Source organism: Rathayibacter rathayi, assembly GCF_004011095.1.
GTDB lineage: Bacteria > Actinomycetota > Actinomycetes > Actinomycetales > Microbacteriaceae > Rathayibacter > Rathayibacter rathayi.
Genome location: NZ_CP028129.1, coordinates 2,370,753 through 2,391,012, shown reverse-complemented (window position 1 = coordinate 2,391,012; position 20,260 = coordinate 2,370,753). Strand labels below are relative to the sequence as shown.

Here is a 20,260-nt window from a genome sequence, read left to right as displayed (position 1 = left end):
ATGACCACCACCCCGCTCCGCCGCGCCGTGAACCCGCGCCTCGTCGTCGTCTTCGCTGCGATCGCCCTCATCCCGCTGATCTACGCGGGACTGCTGACCTCGGCCAACCTCGACCCCTCCCACCACCTCGGCACCGTGCCCGCGGCGATCGTGAACGAGGACACCGGCGCGACGGCGGCGGACGGTTCGACACTCGCTCTCGGCCACGATCTCGCCGACGAGCTCACCACCAGTACGTCCGACTCGAACTTCGCCTGGACGGCGAGCGGGGCAGATGAGGCGGCGCACGAGCTCGCCTCGGGCGACGTGTTCGCTGTGCTGACGGTGCCGGCCGGCTTCTCCACCGATGTCGCCTCGGTCGGCGGCACCGATCCCTCTGCCGCGGTGCAGGCGAAGCTTTCGATCGAGACGAACGACGGAGCGAACCTGATCGTCGGCACCATCGCCTCCACGATCGGCACCACGGTGACGAAGACCCTCGAGGAGAAGGTGGGCGCGACCTACCTCCAGAACGTGTACCTCGGCTTCACCGACGTCCACTCCAGCCTGGAACAGGCGGCCGACGGAGCCGCGCACCTGGCGGACGGCGCCGGCTCGGCCGTGTCCGGCTCCGCCGAGCTGGTCGTCGGGCTCGCGCAGCTGCAGGACGGGACGGCACGGCTGGCGACCGGCGCCGACTCCCTCCGCTCGGGTGCCGGGGCGGCGGCGACCGGGGCGTCCACCCTCTCGTCCGGACTTCGGCAGATCGCTGGCGGGACCGGGCAGCTGCCCGAGCAGGCTGCGGAACTCGACTCCGGTGCGCGCTCCGTCGCCGACGGCGCGCAGAAGCTCGACGGCGTAGCGTCGACGCTCGCCTCGGGAGCCGCCGACCTCGCCGGCGGGACCTCAGCGCTCCGGGACGGCGCGGCCTCCGCGGCGTCCGGTGCCCAGGCGCTCGCCACCGGGTCGGCGACGGTCTCCGGCGGTGCTCAGCAGGCGCTCGCAGGTGCCCGGGAGCTCGCGGCCGTTACCGGGACGTTCGCAGCCGCGACTCCTGGCCTCGCGTCGGGAGCCGCCGGAGTCGACTCTGGACTCGCCTCGCTGCTCTCTCGGTACGACTCGCTCAGCGACGCAGAGCGCCGGGCCGAGCTGGCCGCTCTCGAGCAGGGCGCTGCCGCCGTCGCGGGCGGCGCGACCGAGACCGACTCGGGCGCGCGGGCGCTCGCCGATGGTGCGAAAGCGCTGGTCGGCGACGACGGCCACGGACTGACAGCGCTCTCGGTCGGCGCCGCCACGGTGTCGACCGGAGCAGCCGACCTCGCGACCGGCACCTCGGCGCTTGCCACCGGAGCTGGCCCCGTCGCCGAAGGCGCGCAACAGCTCCAGAGCGGCGCGCGGGCCCTCACCGGGGGAGCGGCGACCCTCGACGGCGCAGCGGCGAAGGTCGCGGGCGGAGTGGACACGCTCGCCGGCGCCGTCGGCCCGCTCACCACCGGCATCGCCTCCGCGGCCTCCGGCGCCGCCGACCTCGCCTCGGGAACGGCCGCGCTCGCGACGGGCGCCTCCGACCTGGCCGCCGGCGCCGACACGGCCGCCACCGGCTCGGCCGACGCGGCCACCGGTTCGCGCACCCTCGCCGACGGGATCGACTCGCTCGCCTCCGGATCGCGCACCCTCGACACGAAGCTCTCGGACGGCGCGGCCGACGTGCCCAGCTACACCGACGAGCAGGCGCAGGAACTCAGCACCGTCGCTGCTGCCCCGGTCGGGATCGACGCCGAGCGGATGAACCGCGTGCCGTCCTACGGCTACGGCCTTGCCCCCTACTTCCTGGCGCTCGCGCTCTGGGTCGGCGCGCTCGCCTTCTCCCTGATGAGCGCCCCGCTCAGCGCCCGCCTCCTCGCCGCTCGCCGGCCCGCGTGGGTCATCGCGCTGCGCAGCTACCTGCCCGGCGCGCTGATGGCCGTCGCGCAGGGTGCTCTGGCCGCGCTGGTCATCCGCTTCGGGGTGGGCGTGGAGGCGTCGAACCTGCCCGGGCTGATCGGGATCGCGGTGCTCACGAGCCTCACCTTCGTGGCGATCAACCAGGCGCTGATCGCGCTCCTGGACGCGCCCGGCCGCTTCCTGGCGCTGCTGATGATCGTGCTGCAGCTGTCCTCGGCCGGAGGCACCTACCCGGTCGAGACGGCGCCCGCCTTCTTCCAGGCGATCCACGGCGTGCTGCCGCTGACCGGCACCGTGGAGGCGTTCCGCTCGCTGATCGCCGGCGGCACCATCGGAGTCGCGCACGCGGTCCTCGTGCTCGTGCTCTGGCTGCTCGGTGCTCTCGCCGTCACCGTGCTGGCCGCCGCCCGCCGTCGCCGCGGCCTGACCCCCGCCCTCCGCGACCCCGAGCCCCTCCTCGAGCCCGCCTGACCCACCCCCAGGAAGAGGACGAGACCGGGAAACGCGTGCCAGCGTTTCCCGGCAGTCCGACAGGACCCGCTCTGCGGAACGCGCCGCGTCGAGAAGCCGACTGCGAGCGGGGATGCGGCGTGCCGCATCCCTGCCATCCGGTGTCGACGCGTGCCAGCGTTTCCCGGCAGTCCGACAGGACCCGCTCTGCGGAACGCGCCGCGTCGAGAAGCCGACTGCGAGCGGGGATGCGGCGTGCCGCATCCCTGCCATCCGGTGTCGACGCGTGCCAGCGTTTCCCGGCAGTCCGACAGGACCCGCTCTGCGGAACGCGCCGCGTCGAGAAGCCGACTGCGAGCGGGGATGCGGCGTGCCGCATCCCCCGCCATCAGCTCAGCCCAGGGCGAACGCGTGGGCGCCGCTCAGAGCGCGGGAGGTAGCCTGTCACTCACATTTCCTCGTCAGAAAGGCGCCGGGTGTCGCACCCGCAACAAGCATGAACGTGAAGCGCATCTTCCGGGGTCCCATCCTCTACGTCGTCCTGGCGATTGTCGCGGTGTGGATCGGCTCCTCGCTGATCACGATGTCCGGCTTCCGGCCGGTCACCACGCAGGAGGGGCTCGACCTCCTAAAGGACGGGAAGGTCGACTCGGCGAAGATCGTCGACGGCGAACAGCGCGTCGACCTCACGCTCAAGCAGGCGGACGGCGACAACGGCACCCAGGTGCAGTTCTACTACGTGGCCCCGCGCGGGTCCGAGGTTGTGGACGCGGTGTCCGCGGCCGACCTCGGCAGCACCGGCTACAACGACGAGGTTCCGCAGACCAACTGGTTCCTCTCGGCCCTGGGATTCCTCCTCCCCATCCTCCTGATCGGCGCGTTCTTCTGGCTGATGCTGTCGGGCATGCAGGGCGGCGGCAACCGCGTCATGCAGTTCGGCAAGTCGAAGGCGAAGCTGGTTTCGAAGGAGTCCCCGAAGGTCACGTTCGGTGACGTCGCCGGCGCCGACGAGGCGATCGAGGAGCTGCACGAGATCAAGGAGTTCCTCAAGGAGCCGGCCAAGTTCCAAGCGGTCGGCGCCCGCATTCCCAAGGGTGTCCTGCTCTACGGCCCTCCCGGCACCGGCAAGACCCTGCTGGCCCGCGCGGTCGCCGGTGAGGCGGGCGTCCCCTTCTACTCCATCTCCGGATCCGACTTCGTCGAGATGTTCGTGGGTGTCGGCGCGAGCCGCGTCCGTGACCTCTTCCAGCAGGCCAAGGAGAACTCGCCGGCGATCATCTTCGTCGACGAGATCGACGCCGTCGGTCGCCACCGCGGCGCCGGAATGGGTGGCGGTCACGACGAACGCGAGCAGACCCTCAACCAGCTTCTGGTCGAGATGGACGGCTTCGACGTTAAGACGAACGTCATCCTGATCGCGGCGACCAACCGCCCCGACATCCTCGACCCGGCGTTGCTGCGCCCGGGCCGCTTCGACCGCCAGATCGGCGTCGACGCCCCGGATCTGCTCGGTCGCAAGAGGATCCTCGAGGTCCACGGCCGCGGCAAGCCTCTCGCGGGCGGAGTCGACCTCGAGGTCGTCGCTCGCAAGACTCCGGGCTTCACCGGTGCCGACCTGGCGAACGTCCTGAACGAGGCAGCGCTGCTCACGGCCCGCTCCAACGCGCAACTGATCGACAATCGCGCGCTCGATGAGGCGATCGACCGTGTCATCGCGGGCCCGCAGCGGCGCACGCGCGTCATGCGCGACAAGGAGAAGCTGATCACCGCCTACCACGAGGGTGGGCACGCCCTGGCGGCGGCGGCGATGCGCCACACCGACCCGGTGACCAAGGTGACGATCCTGCCGCGCGGCCGCGCCCTTGGCTACACGATGGTGCTCCCGCTGGAGGACAAGTACTCCACCACCCGCAACGAACTCCTCGACCAGCTCGCCTACGCGATGGGCGGACGGGTCGCGGAGGAGATCGTCTTCCACGACCCGACGACCGGAGCGTCGAACGACATCGAGAAGGCGACCGCTATCGCGCGCAAGATGGTCACCGAGTACGGAATGTCCTCGAATGTCGGCGCGGTCAAGCTCGGCCAGTCCTCGGGGGAGATGTTCCTCGGCCGCGATGTGGGGCACCAGCGCGACTACTCCGAGCAGATCGCCGAGACGGTCGACGCCGAAACGCGCCAGCTCATCGAGCAGGCGCATGACGAGGCGTGGCAGGTCATCAACGACAACCGCGACATCCTCGACCGCCTGGCGATGGAGCTGCTCGAGAAGGAGACGCTCGACCACGACCAGTTGGCCGAAATCTTCAAGGACGTCCGCCGCATCGGCGAGCGCCCGCAGTGGCTCTCGAGCGACAAGCGCCCCCTGTCCGACCTGCCGCCCATCGCGGTGCCGGTCGCCAAAGCGCCGATCGACTCGGCCGCGACCGACGGAGGCGTCTCCTCCGCGGGCGCCGGCGAGGTCGCTCCGAAGCGCCCGCCGCTGATCAACCCGCGCCCAGCGACGGCGTAGCGAGCGCGTGCCCGTCGACAAGACGCGCATCGAGGCGGCCGTCGCCGAGATCCTTGCGGCCATCGGGGAGGACCCCGGCCGCGAGGGCCTCACCGAGACGCCGCGCCGGTTCGCCGAGGCGTACGAGGAGTTCTTCGGCGGGTTCGACGCCGATGCCGCCGCCGAGCTGACCGAGACGTTCGCGGTCGTCGAGGGCGGTCAGGAGTCGTCGCTGGATCAGACCGTGATCGTGCGCGACCTCGCCTTCCGCTCCGTCTGCGAGCACCACCTCCTGCCGTTCCTCGGCGTCGCCCACATCGCCTACCGGCCGCGCGAGCGGGTCGTCGGCCTGGGCCGGCTGCCGCGCGTGGTCGAGACCGTCGCCTCCCGTCCGCAGATCCAGGAGCGGATGACCGAGCAGATCGCCGACGCGCTCGAGCAGGGCCTCGATCCCGAGGGCGTGCTCGTCGTGGTCGACGCCGAGCACGGCTGCGTGCGGATGCGCGGACCGCGCCAGACCGCCAGCTCGACCGTCACGGTGGCGGCCCGCGGCTCCCTCGCCGACCCGGCCGCCCGCGCCGAGATCATCGCGCTGATCGGCGCCGCGCGGGGGGAGTGACGTGGTCACCTCCGTCGCCGATCTCACGCCGACCGGCCGTGCCGCGCTCCTCGGGATCCTCAACGTCACTCCCGACTCGTTCAGCGACGGCGGCCGCTGGCTCTCGGCCGACGACGCCGTGCGCCACGGGCTCGACCTGAGCCGGCCCGTCGGCGACGGGCCCGCCTCCTTCGGTGCCGATCTGGTCGACGTCGGTGGGGAGAGCACCCGCCCCGGCGCCGCCCGCGTGGACGCCGCGGCGGAGCAGGGTCGGGTGCTGCCCGTCGTGCGCGCACTCGCCGCGGAAGGGGTGCGCGTGAGCATCGACACGATGAGCGCCGCCACCGCGGAGGCAGCCCTGGACGCCGGAGCCGTGGTCGTCAACGACGTCTCCGGTGGCCTCGCCGACCCGCGGATGCTGCCGCTGGTCGCCGACCGCGGCGCCGTCTACATCGCCATGCACTGGCGCGGCCCCAGCGCCGGGATGACCGCGCTCGCCTCCTACACCGACGTGGTCGCGGACGTGCGCGGCGAGCTGGAGCGCCGGATCGACGCCGCTCGCGCCGCCGGGATCCAGGATGACCGGCTCCTGCTCGACCCGGGGCTCGGCTTTGCAAAAGACGGCGGGCACGACTGGGCTCTGCTGGCCGGGCTCGACGCGATCGTCTCGCTGGGGTTCCCAGTGCTCGTCGGACACTCGCGGAAGCGGTTCCTCGCTCCGTTCGCCCCCATCGGCGCTCCGGCCGCCGAGCGCGACGAGGTCTCGGCCATGCTGAGCCTTGTGGCCGCCGAGCACGGCGCCTGGGGCGTGCGGGTCCACGACGTCCGCTCGTCCGCTCGCGCCCTCGCGCTCGCCGCCCGACTCCAGGAGGAGACCCCGTGACCGCGATCGACCCTGCCGCCCTCGCCCTGCGCGACTCCCTCACCCTCACCGGCCTGCGCGTGCGCGCGCACCACGGCGTCTTCGACTTCGAGCGCGAGAACGGCCAGGACTTCGTGATCGACGCGACGGTCTGGCTCGATACGGCGCTCGCGGCGCAGGGTGACGCCCTCGCCGAGACCGTGCACTATGGCGAGCTCGCGATCGCGCTGGCGGACGCCGTGACCCGCGACCCTGTCGACCTCATCGAGACCCTGGCCGAGCGCCTCGCGCGGGTCGCTTTGGGCTTCGCCGCCGCCGACGTGGTCCGCATCACCGTACACAAGCCCGACGCGCCGATCCCGCTGCCGTTCGACGACGTCTCGGTGCAGATCACGAGGACCCGCTCGTGAGGCCGCGGCAGGAGCGGATCCGCCCGGCGCGGCATGTGGTGCTCGCACTCGGCAGCAACCTCGGCGACCGCCTCGCGCATCTCGAGGTGGCGCTACGGGCGCTCGCGGCGACGCCGGGACTCCGGATCGAGGCGGTGTCGAAGGTGGTCGAGTCGCCCGCACGCAAGCCTGAGGGCGTCGACGACCAGGCACCCGAGTACCTCAACGCGGTAGTGACCGGCTCGACCGTGCTCGAGCCCGACGACCTGCTCGCGGTGACGGCGGCGGTCGAACTCGACGGCGGCCGGATCCGCGGCGAGGGCGAGGAGCGCTGGGGCGATCGGACGCTCGACATCGACGTGATCGTGGTCGGTGGTGTGATCCGGAGCGACGCGCATCTGACGCTGCCGCACCCGCGCGCAGCGGAGCGGGCCTTCGTGCTCGACCCGTGGCTCGACGTGGAGCCGACGGCGGTGCTCCCCGGCCTCGGATCTATCGCCGAGCTGCGGGAGCGGGCGAGGGACCGGGTGGTCGACCATCCGGTTGCGCTGACCTGGCCGGGGCGCGACTCCGGAGCAGGCACGGCCCGAGACAGCGACGCCGAACCCGAGAGCAGGACCCCGTGAGGCGCACCCGCATCAGCACTCTGCTCGGGCTCGGCCTCGCCGGGGCCGTGGCCGGCTTCCTCTTCGACCTCGCGGTCGCGGCCTCGGGGCGCCCCGTGCTCATCCCCCGCTGACGGTGCCGCTCACCCTGGTCGTGGTCGCCGCGCTCGTCCTGGGCTTCGCGATCCCCATCCACCGCGCGACGAAGGGCACGCTGCGCCGGCCGATCGACCCGTTCCGGGCGATGCGCGTGGTGGTGCTCGCGAAGGCGTGCAGCCACGTCGGCGCGCTGCTGCTCGGAGCCTCCGGCGGCATCCTGGTGTACCTGCTGAGCCGTGCGATCCCTTCGCTAGGCTCCGTGTGGCAGGACGTCGCGACCATTGTGGCAGCGCTCGTCCTGCTGGTGGCCGGCCTGGTCGCCGAGCACCTGTGCACCATCCCGCCGAGCGACGAGGACGACAGCGCCGTCGGCGAGGTGGACCACGCCTGACGCCGACGCCCGGACCGCCGCGGGCAGTGAGGACGACGCCATGTCCGCCGACCCCGACGGCGCGACGCCGCAGACCCGCCCGGACGCGAGCCGACGCCGACGGGACCGCCTCGACATCGTGGGGGAGTGGCGGCGCGTCTCGCCGAAATACATCGCCGTCGAGATCGTGTCGGCCGTCGTCTCGAGCGTGTTCTTGCTCGCCGTGCCCGTGGTGCTGCTGCTGATCGGCCTCCCCTGGGGCTGGATCCCGATGCTGGCCGCCGCGGCGCTCGCGGTGACCCTCCTGATCGTCGCCCCGCGTCGCGCCCGCGCCTACGGCTATCTCCTGCGCCAGGACGACCTACTCTTTCGCCGCGGCATCATGTTCCAGCGCTTCGTGTCGGTGCCGTACGGGCGGATGCAGCTGATCGACGTCAACCGTGGGCCGCTCGCCCGCGCGCTTGGCCTCGCCGATCTGCGCTTCGTCACGGCCGCCGCGGCAACCGGGGTCAGCATCCCGGGCCTGGCCGAGGCGGAGGCGGAGGAGCTCCGCGACCACCTGGTTGAGCTCGCCGAATCGCGCCGGGCCGGCCTGTGACCGAGCTGCGCGCCGTCGAGACGGACCTCGCCGACGGGCAATGGCACCGCCTCCATCCCGCGACCCCCGTCCTCAAGGGCGGGATCGGCCTGCTGGTCGTGCTCGGCATCGTGATGACGAACCTCCGGGAGCGCCTGGTCGAGCTGTTCCTGCCCGGGCCGGAGGGCTTCGGGAGCGGTGACCCGGTCGATGAGCTGCTGCGCCGAGGGCTCGTCGGTTGGGCTGTGCTGGCGGTGGCGGTCGGCCTCGCGGTGGCCGTTTTCGCGTTCTGGTTGTCCTGGCGGATGCACACCTTCCGCGTCACGGACGAGGTGGTCGAGGTGCGCTCCGGCGTGCTCTTTCGTACCAATCGGCGGGCGCGGCTCGACCGCATCCAGGGCATCGCGGTGCAGCGTCCGCTGTTTGCGCGGGTGTTCGGCGCCGCGAAACTCGAGGTGAGCGTCGCGGGGCAGGATGCGAACGTGCAGCTGTCGTACCTCGGCTCGCGGCTGGTGGACGCGCTGCGCCGCGACATCCTGCGCCTGGCCTCGGGCGTGCGCGAGCGGGAGGCACTGGTCGACGGCCACGCCTCGGCGGGCGGGTTTCTCGCGCGGCGGCTGGAGGAGTTCGGCGAGCCGCAGGATGACGCTTCGCCTGAATCGGTGGTGTCCATCCCCGCAGGTCGGCTCCTCGGCTCGCTGGTGTTCAGCGGATTCACGCTGTTCCTGGTCGCCTCGGCCGTCGCCGTGGTGGTCGTCGCCGTCTACGGCTCGCCCTTCGTGCTGTTCGCGATCCTGCCGGGCCTGATCGGCTCGGGCAGCTACTACCTCCGCCAGTTCGTGCGCTCGCTCCGCTACTCCATCGCCGCGACACCCGACGGCGTGCGCATCGGCTACGGCGTGCTCTCGACCAGCAGCGACACCATCCCGCCCGGACGGATCCACGCCGTCGAGATCACGCAGCCGCTGCTCTGGCGTCCGTTTGGCTGGTGGCAGGTGCGGATCGACCGGGCTGGCCACGCGGCCTCCCGCGGAGCGAACGGCGAGCCGAACACCACGATCCTCCCGGTTGGCGACCTCGCAGCGGTCGAGCGCGTCCTCGGGCTCCTGCTGCCCGGGACCAGTGAGGGGGCGGAGTCGACGCCCGTCGGCGACGCTCTCCGGCACCGCGACGCGGCCGGCTTCACCCGCGCCCCGCGCTCGGCGGTGTGGCTCCGCCCGTTCTCGTTCCGGCGGACGGGGTACCGGCTGACGGACGAGGTCGCGATCCTGCGCAGCGGGGCAGTCTGGCGGCGGGTCGCCGTGGTGCCCCTGGCGCGGATGCAGAGCGTCGGGGTCCAGCAGGGGCCGCTCCAGCGCCTGCTGGGGCTGGCCTCGGCGCGCGTGCACACGGTGGCCGGCCCCGTCACTGCGCTCGTCCCCGTGATGAGCGCGGCCGACGGCCTCGCCTTCTTCGAGAGCCTCGCGACCGCCGGAGTGCGGGCCGCCGACCGCGACGCGAGCCACCGGTGGGGGCGCCGGCCCTCCTCCGCCCTGCCCGACTGGCCGGCTCCGGAGGGAGAACCGCATGCCTGAGAACCGCCGCGACGGACGCCTGGGCGTCGGCGTCATCGGCGCCGGACACGTCGGCCCGGTGCTCGGCGCCGCGCTCGCCGGGGCCGGCCATGCCGTGATCGGAGTCGCCACCACCAGCGAGAGCGGCCGCGAGCGCGCTGACGCGCTCCTTCCGGGCGTGCCCGTGCTGGCGATCCCCGAGCTTGTCGAACGCTGCGAGCTGGTGATCGTCGCCGTCCCCGGCAGCGAGATCGCCGGGCTGGTCGCCGGCCTCGCGGCCACCGGAGGATGGCAGCCCGGCCAGCTGGTGCTGCACACGGCGCCTGAGCACGGCTACGGGGTGCTCGCTCCGGCACTTGCCTCCGGAGTCATCCCCCTCGCCGTGCACCCGGCGATGGCGTTCAGCGGCACCAGCCTCGACCTGGCGCGCCTCGCCGAGACCTACTTTGCCGTCTCGGCGCCGGGCCCGGTGCTGCCGATCGCGCAGGCGCTCGTGGTCGAGATGGGCGGGGAGCCGGTGACCGTGGCGGAGTCGGACCGCGCCGCCTACGCGGAGGCCATCTCGACCGCCACCACCTTCTCGACCGCGATCGTGGACCAGGCGGCCGGTCTGCTGGCGGGAATCGGCGTCGAGAAGCCGGGCTTCTTCCTCTCCAGCCTCGTCCGCTCCTCCATCGACGACGCGCTGCGCCGCGCGGCGGGATGAGCGCTCAGCGCGGCGCGCCGGTGTGCTCCGTCGGGCCGAGACGCCGGCGCCCGATGGGAAGGAGGGCGACGAGGCAGCACGTCACAAGTGCGGCGGTGCCCACCCCCAGAGTCGGGTAGCCAACGGCCGCAGCCACGAGTCCAGCCGTCATGCTCGCCACGCCCCCGCCCACGTTCAGGAGGAGATCCGTCAGCCCCTGCGCCGCCGCTCGCTGGTCGGTCGGGAGGCCCAGAGTGACGAGCGTCGATCCGGCGATCATCCCCAGCGACCAGGCGGCGCCCAGAAGAGCGAGACCGACCCCGAACAGCACGACCCCGCCCTGCGCTCCGACAGCGAGTACTCCTGACGCCGATGCGGCGAGAGCCAGAGCGGCCACCCCGCAGCGCAGCGCCCCGCAGTGCCGGACGAGTGCGCCGAAGACCGGGCTGAACCCGTACATCGCGGCGAGGTGCGCGCTCATCACGAGTCCGACGGCGCTCGTGTGCTGACCGGCGGCGTGCAGGTGCACCGGGGCCAAGGCCATCAGTGCGATCATCGCCCCGTGCGACGCCGTCGAGACCACGACTCCTGCGAGGGCTCGGGGGTGTGCGCGGAGGACACCGAGCGCCTCCGGGCGGGTCCCGCGCCTGCGCGCCGGCTCGAACGTCGCTGGTGTGGGCGGCATGCCACCTCGGATGCATGCGGCGGCAGCCGCATAGAGGGCCGCCGGCAGGAGGAAGGTCGCGGCGCCGGTGGAGCCGGTGAGGCTCGCGAGGTTCGGACCGACGAGCGATCCGACCGTCGACGCCCACAGGACGAAAGCGATCACCGACGCGGTCCGGTCCGCGCTCGGTGCGGAGTCGGCGGCAGCGAAGCGCGCCGCCAGCCCCGCGACGGTGCCGCCGCCGATCAGCGCCGCGCCGAGCACGAGCAGCCACCAGAGCCCCAGCCCGACGGCCGCCGCTGCGATCAGTGCGCCGGCTGATGCGATCCCGTAGGCGAGGGTGAGTGCCGCCCGGCGTCCCGACCTTGAGGAGCGGCGCGCGATCGGGACCGTCAGCACACTCGCTCCGATGACCATCGCCGTCTGTGTCGTCCCGGCCACCTGCTCCGTGCCGGCCAACTCGACCGCGGCGACGCTCGCGGTCGTCAGGACAAGTCCCGCTGCCGTGGACGCCGCGACCTGGGCGACCGCGATCACACGCACGGCCGCCCCGAACCGCGGACCTGTCGTCGTCCGGGTCACGGTGTCACTCCGGCGCGATCTCACGGTAGAAGAACGGAGCGTCGTCCCCACGGATGAGGACCGCTTCGTACCGCTCGAAGTCTTGGTAGATCTGCACCTCGTACCGCGTCACGATCCGTCCGTCCCTGGTCTCGACAGCGACTCCGTGCCACGGATTCACCCTCGTAGCGGGATCCTTGATCCGAGGAGAGTACTGCCCGGGCTTTGGGTGGACGGTCCCGCGGATCGCCGTGGGGAACGCGGCGCCGATCAGATCGAGTTCGGAGGGTCGGAAGCTCACACCGCTCACCGTAGCGCAAAGTGAGCTATCGTCGATGACGTCGGCCGAGGGCTGGCCCGCTCCGTACTCCGGAGTGGCGCGCGCAGCGCCGAAACACCGCTCCGTCGCCGAGACACCGCGGTGGAGGCGGTGTCTCGCGGAGCACGCGGTGTCTGGGCGCCGCAGGCCTCGGCAGGCGCGGGCCCGCCGGTAGCATCGACGGGTGATCAGCACCGTCCAGCGCATCGGCGACCTCCGCGAGCGGCTGGGGGAGGCGCGGCGGGCGGGTCGGCGCATCGCGCTCGTGCCGACGATGGGCGCGCTGCACGCTGGGCATCTCGCGCTCGTGGAGCGGGCGCGCGAGCTGGCCGACGTCGTCGTCGTGTCGGTGTTCGTGAATCCGCTGCAGTTCGGCCCCACCGAGGACCTGGACCGTTACCCGCGTGACCTTGCAGGCGACACGGCGCTGCTCGACGCGGCCGGGGTCGACCTCGTCTTCGCACCCGGAGTCGCCGAGATGTACCCCGACGGCCCCTCCTCCACCCGGGTCGTGGCGGGCGAGATCGGCGGGCTCTACGAGGGGCGCGCCCGGCCGGGGCACTTCGACGGGATGCTCACCGTCGTCGCCAAGCTCCTGAACATCGCGCAGCCGGACGTCGCCGTCTTCGGGCAGAAGGACGCGCAGCAGCTGTTCCTCGTGCGCCGCATGGTCCACGACCTCGACCTGTCCCTCGCGATCGAGGGCGTCGAGATCGTGCGGGAGGAGGACGGGCTCGCCCGCTCCAGCCGCAACCGCTACCTCAGCGAGGAGCAGCGCCGCGCCGGTCTCGCGCTGCCGCGCCTCCTCTCCGCCGCCGCCGGAGCCGCCGACCACGGTGCGGCCGCGGCCATCGCCGCGGCGCGCGCCGTCGCGCGGGAGGAACCGCTCGTTAAGCTGGACTACCTCGTCGTCGTGAACCCCGCGACGCTCCTCCCGGTCGACGCCGACCACCACGGCCCGGCCCTCATGCTCGTCGCCGCGATCGTCGGCACCACCCGCCTCCTCGACAACGCCCCGATCCTGCTCGCCTGATCGCGGCCGTCCGCCCCGAACCGAAAGCACCGCGACCCGATATGGCCGACACTCCCGCCCCCGCCGCCCCGACCGACGCCCTGCGGGCCGACTCCGAGCGGAGCGCCGCAGAGCGTGCCGCGCAGGAGGAGGCGTCCGAGCAGAAGGCCGTCCGCCTGGCCAAGCGCGAGCGCCTGCTCGAACTCGCGGGCGAGGACCTCGGCGCCGGCGCGTACCCGGTCGCGGTCGGAGTGACGGACACTATCGCGGCCGTCCGCGCGCGCCACGAGGGCATCGAATCGGACGTGAAAACCGGCGAGCACGTCGGTCTCGCGGGCCGGGTGGTGTTCCAGCGCAACACCGGCAAGCTCTGCTTCGCGACGCTCCAGGCGGGCGACGGCGAGCGGATCCAGGCGATGGTCTCACTCGGCGATGTCGGTGAGGAGTCACTGGCCGCCTGGAAGGAGCTGGTCGACCTCGGTGACCACCTCTTCGTCGAGGGCGAGGTCATCTCGAGCAAGCGCGGCGAGCTGAGCGTCTGGGTGTCCGAATGGACGATCGCCGCGAAGGCGCTCCTCCCGCTGCCGAACCTGCACAACGAGCTCGGTGACGAGACCCGGATGCGCCAGCGCTACCTTGACCTGATCGTGCGGCCCCAGGCCCGCGAGACCGTCGTGACCCGCGCGCGGGTGAACGCCTCGCTGCGCAGCACCTTCGCCGCCCACGAGTTCCTCGAGGTCGAGACCCCGATGCTCCAGGTGATGCATGGCGGCGCCTCCGCCCGCCCCTTCGCCACGCACTCCAACGCCTTCGACACGGAGCTGTACCTGCGCATCGCTCCCGAGCTGTACCTCAAGCGGGCGGTCGTCGGCGGCATCGACCGGATCTTCGAGATCAACCGCAACTTCCGCAACGAGGGCGCCGACTCCACGCACTCGCCCGAGTTCGCGATGCTCGAGGCCTATCAGGCGTACGGCGACTACACCTCGATCGCCGACCTCACCCAGGAGCTGATCCAGAACGCGGCGCAGGCCGTCGCCGGTTCGCACGTCGTCACCTGGGCGGACGGCACCGAGTTCGACCTCGGCGGCGAGTGGGACCGCATCTCGATGTACGAAAGCCTGTCGCTCGCGGCCGGCATCGCGATCACTCCGCAGACGCAGCTCGCCGAGCTCGAGACCCTCGCCGCGCGCGAGGGCGTCGAGGTGCCCGTGCCCACCCACGGCAAGTACGTCGAGGAGCTGTGGGAGCACTTCGTGAAGGGCGGCCTGGTGCGCCCCACTTTCGTGATGGACTTCCCCGTCGACACCTCGCCGCTCGTGCGCGCGCACCGGAACATCCCCGGTGTCGTGGAGAAGTGGGACCTCTACGTCCGCGGCTTCGAACTGGCGACCGGTTACTCCGAGCTGGTCGACCCGGTCGTGCAGCGCGAGCGCTTCGTCGAGCAGGCCCGCCAGGCCGCCGCGGGCGACGACGAGGCGATGCGCCTGGACGAGGACTTCCTCCGCGCCCTCGAGCACGGCATGCCCCCCACCGGCGGCATGGGCATGGGCATTGACCGCCTGCTGATGGCGATCACCGGCCTCGGGATCCGCGAGACGATCCTGTTCCCGCTCGTCAAGTAGGGTCGCAGGAGCCGCGCGCGTGCGGCGCGGCCGGCGAGGGGGACACATGGTCAGGGCATCGAGCATCGTCGCGACGACAGCGGCCGTCGTCCTCACGCTCGCGCAGTTCGGAGTGGGAACCGTCTTCGCGGCGAGCGCCCTCACCTCCTCCGGTCACGTCGGCAGGGCGCTGGCTGACCGGCGGGCAGCGGAGGCGTTCACGCCCAACGCCACGATCGCCGGGTTCGCCGAGCGGACCGCCATGTCCGAGCGGGGCCGCGCCCTCTACTACGCTTCCAGCCCGTCGGTCGAGCCGACCGCCGGCTTCAATGACCGTTGCGGCTACGGCGCGTCCGACGACATCGTGCTCGGCTGCTACACCGGCACCAGCATCTACATCTCGGACGTCACTAATCCCGACCTCGACGGCGTCCGCGACGTCACGGCCGCGCACGAGATGCTGCACGCCGCGTGGGTGCGGCTTGATGCGCAGGAGCAGGCCCAGCTGGGCGACGAGCTCGAGGCCGTCTACGCGACCCTTCCGCAGGACGGCACGATCGCCGAGCGCCTCGAGCTCTACCGCACCGGCGGACTCGGCGAGCGCGTCAACGAGCTGCACTCGATCCTGGGGACCGAGGTGGCCGACCTGCCACCGGCGCTGGAGGAGCACTACGCCGAGTTCTTCGATGACCGCTCCGTCGTCGTGTCGCTGAACGCGCGCTACGAGGCGGTGTTCACCGACCTCGAGAACCGCATCGAGGATCTGGTGTCCCGGATCGAGACCATGTACGCCGATCTCACGGCGCGCATCGCTGCGAACACTGCCGAGTACGACGCGCTGAACGTGGAGATCAACGGCTTCAACTCCCGGGCTGACAGTGGCGACTTCGGATCGACCGCAGCGTTCGAGGCTGAGCGCGCCGATCTGCTCGCTCGGAGTCAGGCCCTCGACGCGACCCGGGCCGCGATCGACGCAGATATCGCTGTGTACGACGGTCTGCGCTCGGAGCTGGAGGGGCTGAACTCGGACGCGGCGGCGCTGAACAAGTCGGTCGAGAGCCAGTAGCCGCAGGCGTCCGCGCAGGCCGCTGCGCGCAAGGGTCCTCATCCACTCGGCTGCCGCTGCGATGCCGCGGGTAGGATCGCCGAATGGACTGGGAGCTGTGGAACCAGGGGCTGTGGGCCCTCGTGCCGACGATCACCGTCGGGCTCCTCTTCTGGTTCGTCATGCGCGCCCTCCTGCGTTCGGACCGCAACGAGCGCCGCGCTTACGACCGGATCGAGGCTCGCGAGCGTCAGCGCCGCGGCCTGCCGCCGCGCGACGCCTCCTGACCACCGCCGCCGCGCGGGTGCCTTCTGCGCCCGGTGAGCGGCTCCGCACGACGAACGAGGAGGCGCGGTGCCTGCACCGGACTGGGCGGTGATCCTCCCGATCGCCGCGGTCGTCGTCGAGCTCGTGGTGCGCGTGATCGCCGTCATCGTCGTTCCCCGCAACCGCCGCCCCACGACCGGCCTGGCCTGGCTGATGGCGATCTTCTTGATCCCCTACGTCGGCATCCTGCTCTTCCTCTTCATCGGGAGCTATCGGCTGCCGCGTAAGCGCCGCCGGAAGCAGCAGGAGATCAACCGGTTCATCCTGGAGTCGACCGACGGCATCGACCGGGTCGCCCGCGAGCATCCCTGGCCGCAGTGGTTGGAGTCGGTGGTGACCCTCAATCGCAATCTCGGCGCGATGCCGCTCGTGGGCGGGAATGATGCACGCCTGCAGGGCGACTACGAGCACACCATTCGGGCAATGGCGGACGAGATTGATCGGGCCCGTCGCTACGTGCACTGCGAGTTCTACATCCTCGCCTCGGACTCGACGACGGCGCCCTTCTTCGACGCCCTCGACCGCGCTGTGGCCCGCGGCGTCACGGTGCGAATCCTGCTCGACCACATCGCGTCGATCCGCGTGCCCGGCTACTACAGCGGGACGTACCGTCGATTGCGCGCCCTCGAGCGGGCGGGCGCGACGTGGTCGTACATGCTGCCTGTGCGGCCGTGGCGCGGGCAGTATCAGCGGCCGGACCTGCGTAACCACCGCAAGCTTCTGATCGTGGACGGCAACGCCGCCTTCATGGGCTCGCAGAATGTCGTCGACTCCAGCTACAACAAGCGCGGCAACATCCGCCGTGGCCTGCACTGGCACGATCTGATGGTGCGCCTGGAGGGGCCGGTGGTGCAGGGCATCAACGCCATCTTCATCACCGACTGGTACAGCGAGACCGACGAACTGCTGTTGCGCGAATCCGAGCCGATGCAGGCGTTGCAGCAGCGCGACACGATCGACTGCCAGGTGGTGCCGAGTGGGCCGGGATTCGAGGGCGAGAACAACCTGCGCCTGTTCCTGGCGCTGCTCTATTCGGCGCAGAAGTCGATCATCATCACCAGCCCGTACTTCGTGCCGGACGAGGCGATGCTCTACGCGATCACGACGGCGACCCGGCGCGGCGTGCACGTCGAGCTCTTCGTCTCCGAGATCGGCGACCAGGCCGTGGTTTATCACGCGCAGCGCTCGTATTACGAGACGTTGCTGACGGCGGGCGTGCGGATCTGGATGTACCGCAAGCCCACGATCCTGCACGCGAAGCACTTCACGATCGACGACGATGTCGCCGTGATCGGCTCGAGCAACATGGACATGCGCTCCTTCACTCTCAACCTCGAGGTCTCGCTGATGGTGCGCGGTTCGGAGTTCGTGGAGGACCTGCGGCAGGTTCAGCAGGACTACCGCGAGCACTCCCGGGAGCTGACGCTGCGCGAGTGGCGGCAGCAGCCACTCCGCTCGACCCTGCTCGACAATCTGGCGCGGCTCACCTCTGCGTTGCAATAGACCCCCAAAACGGTTGTCGCGAGCAAGCCTCACATCTTGTAGGCTCGCTTCGCGGCGCAGGGGGCTCCGCATCACGAACGGAGTCACGGTGATCCCTCGCTCGACCCTGCTCAACCCCGTCAGCGTTCCGCTGGGCACGGGAGTGCGCTCCGTGCGCCTGCGCGGCGCGGACGGGCTGGCCTCAGTGCGGCGCACGCTCGATCTGACGGCCGAGCCGCCGCAGGGGTTCCGGATGGACCTTCTGATCGGCTCGGTGGATCGCGTCCGCGTGCTGCATGTGGCCTCGACCGCGTTCTCCGCGTGCTGGCCGGGCGTTCGTACCGGCGGCGACGTCTCGGTCTTCGTGCTGCCGATGGATGGGGCGCTGACGGTCGAGGCCGAGGCCGGCGTCGTCGTGATGAGCGACGGCGCGCTTGCCCTCTCCGGGCAGGAGCCAGCGGTGCTGCGGGCGGAGCGGCCGGTGCGATTACTCGTGCTCTCCATCGACGAGATCGGGGGCGATCGGATGCACCGCATCGAGGCGTCGCGGCGGCTACCACCCTCACCCGTCACGGCGACCGCGCGGACCCTGCTTCGAGCGTTCCTCGCCGACCTCGACATCGACCACGCGGGGCAGTCGGAGTACCTCCAGGGCACGCTGCTGCGCCTCGGCCGGGTCCTCGGCGCCGAGAGGCAGGAGGACACGCTCGGCCGGCCGGGCCCGCGCGACATGGTCGAGGCGGCGGTGCAGGTGGTCCTCGCCGACTTCGCCGACTCGCGGCTCGACCCGAGCGTGATCGCACACCGCTGCCGGGTCAGCCTTCGCTCCCTGCAGCGGGCCGTGGCGGAGGAGCGTCACACCACCCTGCGCGACCTCCTGCAGAGCGTCCGCACGAGGAACGCCCTCCGCCTTGTCGAAGCGGCCGGTGAGGACATCCCGCTCGCGGACATCGCCCGGAGCACCGGGTTCACCTCGCCGGACCGGCTCCGGCGTGCGATCGTCACCGAGACGGGTCTGTCGCCATCCGAGTACCGCAGGCAGCTGCAGCCGGACGGGCGGGAGGTGGGCTGAGCGGTCGGGGGCCACAGCGGGACCGGCCGAGGTGCGGAGAGTGCAGCGCCCCACCGCGCCGCGCAAGTCCCTGTGCGCGCCACCGCGCCGCGCGTAGCGTCGGAGCGTCCTCAGTACTATCCGGTTCCGCCTGCCCGGCGCCGGGTTCGAGAAGGGAACGGACATGACGGCATCCCGGACGACGCGCATCCTCATCCTCGGCGGGGGCTATGTCGGCCTGTACACGGCCTGGGGGCTGGAGAAGCGGCGGGGGGAGGCGCCGATCGACGTCACCGTCGTCGAGCCGAACCCCTACATGACGTACCAGCCGCTGCTCCCCGAGGTCGCCGGTGGACATGTGCAGCCGCGCCACGTCACGGTTCCGCTCGTCTCCGCACTCAAGCGCACGCGAGTGATCCGCGGTGCGATCACCGGTGTGAGCCTCGCCGAGCGCAACGCCACGGTCGCGGCGATGGACGGCTCGACCCGCACGATCGAGTTCGACCAGGTCGTCTTTGCTCTCGGAGCCGTCACCCGCACCTTCCCGACCCCGGGCCTCGCCGAGCACGGCATCGGTTTCAAGACGGTGGAGGAGGCGGCGCACCTGCGCGACCGCGTCCTCGAGAACATCGCGAAGGCCGCGCTGACCACCGACCCGGCCGAGCGCCGCCGCCTGCTCACCTTCGTTTTCATCGGCGGCGGCTACACCGGTGTCGAAGCCCTGAGCGAGCTACTCGACCTCAGCCGGAAGACCCTCGCCGCGCAGCCCTCGCTCTCGATGGGCGATGTCACCTGGCACCTCGTCGAGGCGCTGGACCGGGTGGCCCCCGAGGTCGGCCCCGAGCTCTCGACGTGGACGCTCGACCACCTCCGCTCGCGCGGCGTGCACGTCCACCTGAAGACCACGATGCCCTCCTGCGAGGACGGCGTCGTCGAGCTCTCGTCCGGGGAGCGCATCCCGTCGGCGACGATCGTCTGGACCGCGGGCGTCAAGCCGAACCCGGTCCTCGACGCGACCGACGCCCCCGCGGGCCGAAGGGACATGTGATGGCCGACGCGCGCCTGCGCGTCATCCGCGAGGACGGCGAGCCGGTCGGCGGGGCCTGGGCGGCGGGCGACGGCGCGCAGGTGCCGGATCTCACCGCCCACGAGCAGCTCGCCTACTACCCGCCGAACGCGCAGAACGCCGTCCGCCAGGCCAAGCTCCTGGCGCGCAACATCGTCGCCGACCTCACCGGCGGCACCGTGGCGGAGTACCGCCACGCCTCCGTCGGCACCGTCGCCGAGTACGGCATCGGCAAGGGCGCGGGCGTGATCAAGGGAGTGAAGCTCCGCGGCCTCCCGGCGTGGCTGGCCCACCGCGCCTACCACGGAGCGGCGATGCCGACCGTGGACCGCAAGTGGCGGATCATCACCGGCTGGCTCGTCGACGCGGTCACTCCGCGCGACCTCTCGCCGATGAGCGCGCTGCAGGATCCGCGTCGCGCCTTCCGCGAGACTGCGGAGGCCACCGATCGCCAGGCCGCCGCTGCCGCCGCTGCCGCCGCTGCGAAGAAGAAGGAGTCCGACGGGTCCTGACGCTCCGGGTCCGGA

20 protein-coding genes are annotated in these 20,260 nt (G+C 71.8%); 18 read left to right on the top strand and 2 right to left on the bottom strand.

Annotated elements, in window-relative coordinates:
* The 10 genes from C1O28_RS11510 (at position 1) to C1O28_RS11465 (ending at position 10,623) form a co-directional block, all read left to right on the top strand.
* Positions 1–2,394 carry a YhgE/Pip domain-containing protein gene (locus tag C1O28_RS11510; protein ID WP_097167405.1) on the top strand — a complete coding sequence of 798 codons (2,394 nt, stop codon included), beginning with the start codon at positions 1–3 and terminating at the stop codon, positions 2,392–2,394.
* A gap of 475 nt (positions 2,395–2,869) precedes the next feature.
* Positions 2,870–4,885, top strand: a complete 2,016-nt coding sequence (ftsH, locus tag C1O28_RS11505) for an ATP-dependent zinc metalloprotease FtsH (protein WP_097167406.1) — start codon at positions 2,870–2,872, stop codon at positions 4,883–4,885.
* A gap of 7 nt (positions 4,886–4,892) precedes the next feature.
* Positions 4,893–5,483, top strand: a complete 591-nt coding sequence (gene folE / locus C1O28_RS11500; RefSeq protein ID WP_097167407.1) for a GTP cyclohydrolase I FolE — start codon at positions 4,893–4,895, stop codon at positions 5,481–5,483.
* Between the two features lies 1 nt (position 5,484).
* On the top strand, positions 5,485–6,345 hold the full coding sequence (gene folP / locus C1O28_RS11495; RefSeq protein WP_097167408.1) for a dihydropteroate synthase: 861 nt from the start codon (positions 5,485–5,487) through the stop codon (positions 6,343–6,345).
* Entirely contained in the window at positions 6,342–6,734 is a 393-nt protein-coding gene (gene folB / locus C1O28_RS11490; protein ID WP_243392089.1) for a dihydroneopterin aldolase, read from the top strand. The genes folP and folB overlap by 4 nt, the downstream gene beginning before the upstream one ends.
* Entirely contained in the window at positions 6,731–7,339 is a 609-nt protein-coding gene (gene folK / locus C1O28_RS11485; protein WP_097167409.1) for a 2-amino-4-hydroxy-6-hydroxymethyldihydropteridine diphosphokinase, read from the top strand. Before folB ends, folK begins: the two co-directional genes overlap by 4 nt.
* Before the next feature lie 115 nt (positions 7,340–7,454).
* The gene (locus C1O28_RS11480) at positions 7,455–7,808 is read left to right on the top strand and encodes a DUF3180 domain-containing protein (protein ID WP_244210522.1); all 354 of its coding nucleotides are present in this window, start codon (positions 7,455–7,457) and stop codon (positions 7,806–7,808) included.
* A 40-nt stretch (positions 7,809–7,848) separates the two neighbouring features.
* On the top strand, positions 7,849–8,385 hold the full coding sequence (locus C1O28_RS11475; RefSeq protein WP_097167411.1) for a PH domain-containing protein: 537 nt from the start codon (positions 7,849–7,851) through the stop codon (positions 8,383–8,385).
* Positions 8,382–9,938, top strand: a complete 1,557-nt coding sequence (locus tag C1O28_RS11470) for a PH domain-containing protein (RefSeq protein ID WP_097167412.1) — start codon at positions 8,382–8,384, stop codon at positions 9,936–9,938. The genes C1O28_RS11475 and C1O28_RS11470 overlap by 4 nt, the downstream gene beginning before the upstream one ends.
* Positions 9,931–10,623, top strand: a complete 693-nt coding sequence (locus C1O28_RS11465; RefSeq protein WP_097167413.1) for a Rossmann-like and DUF2520 domain-containing protein — start codon at positions 9,931–9,933, stop codon at positions 10,621–10,623. Before C1O28_RS11470 ends, C1O28_RS11465 begins: the two co-directional genes overlap by 8 nt.
* Before the next feature lie 4 nt (positions 10,624–10,627).
* On the opposite strand, the gene C1O28_RS11460 is transcribed toward C1O28_RS11465, so the two are convergent.
* A complete protein-coding gene (locus C1O28_RS11460) occupies positions 10,628–11,848 on the bottom strand; it encodes an MFS transporter (protein WP_160487571.1) in 1,221 nt (406 codons plus the stop codon).
* A 4-nt stretch (positions 11,849–11,852) separates the two neighbouring features.
* Complete coding sequence (locus C1O28_RS11455; RefSeq protein ID WP_097167415.1) at positions 11,853–12,128, bottom strand: hypothetical protein; 276 nt, start codon at positions 12,126–12,128, stop codon at positions 11,853–11,855.
* Between the two features lie 202 nt (positions 12,129–12,330).
* Between C1O28_RS11455 and panC the strand changes: the two genes are divergently transcribed.
* The 8 genes from panC (at position 12,331) to C1O28_RS15730 (ending at position 20,245) form a co-directional block, all read left to right on the top strand.
* The gene (gene panC, locus C1O28_RS11450) at positions 12,331–13,179 is read left to right on the top strand and encodes a pantoate--beta-alanine ligase (protein ID WP_097167416.1); all 849 of its coding nucleotides are present in this window, start codon (positions 12,331–12,333) and stop codon (positions 13,177–13,179) included.
* Positions 13,180–13,220: 41 nt separating this feature from the next.
* Complete coding sequence (gene lysS, locus C1O28_RS11445; protein ID WP_097167417.1) at positions 13,221–14,783, top strand: lysine--tRNA ligase; 1,563 nt, start codon at positions 13,221–13,223, stop codon at positions 14,781–14,783.
* 46 nt (positions 14,784–14,829) lie between these two features.
* Positions 14,830–15,828: a hypothetical protein gene (locus C1O28_RS11440; RefSeq protein WP_097167418.1), complete on the top strand. Its 999-nt coding sequence runs from the start codon at positions 14,830–14,832 to the stop codon at positions 15,826–15,828.
* 83 nt (positions 15,829–15,911) lie between these two features.
* On the top strand, positions 15,912–16,094 hold the full coding sequence (locus tag C1O28_RS11435) for a hypothetical protein (RefSeq protein WP_097167419.1): 183 nt from the start codon (positions 15,912–15,914) through the stop codon (positions 16,092–16,094).
* Between the two features lie 67 nt (positions 16,095–16,161).
* Positions 16,162–17,637 (top strand): cardiolipin synthase, encoded by a 1,476-nt coding sequence (cls, locus tag C1O28_RS11430; protein ID WP_097167420.1) that lies wholly within the window; start codon positions 16,162–16,164, stop codon positions 17,635–17,637.
* Positions 17,638–17,725: 88 nt separating this feature from the next.
* Entirely contained in the window at positions 17,726–18,688 is a 963-nt protein-coding gene (locus tag C1O28_RS11425; protein WP_097167421.1) for an AraC family transcriptional regulator, read from the top strand.
* A gap of 163 nt (positions 18,689–18,851) precedes the next feature.
* Positions 18,852–19,715, top strand: a complete 864-nt coding sequence (locus C1O28_RS15735) for an NAD(P)/FAD-dependent oxidoreductase (RefSeq protein ID WP_244210521.1) — start codon at positions 18,852–18,854, stop codon at positions 19,713–19,715.
* Complete coding sequence (locus tag C1O28_RS15730; RefSeq protein ID WP_244210520.1) at positions 19,715–20,245, top strand: NAD(P)/FAD-dependent oxidoreductase; 531 nt, start codon at positions 19,715–19,717, stop codon at positions 20,243–20,245. Before C1O28_RS15735 ends, C1O28_RS15730 begins: the two co-directional genes overlap by 1 nt.
* The last annotated feature ends 15 nt before the right edge of the window (positions 20,246–20,260 follow it).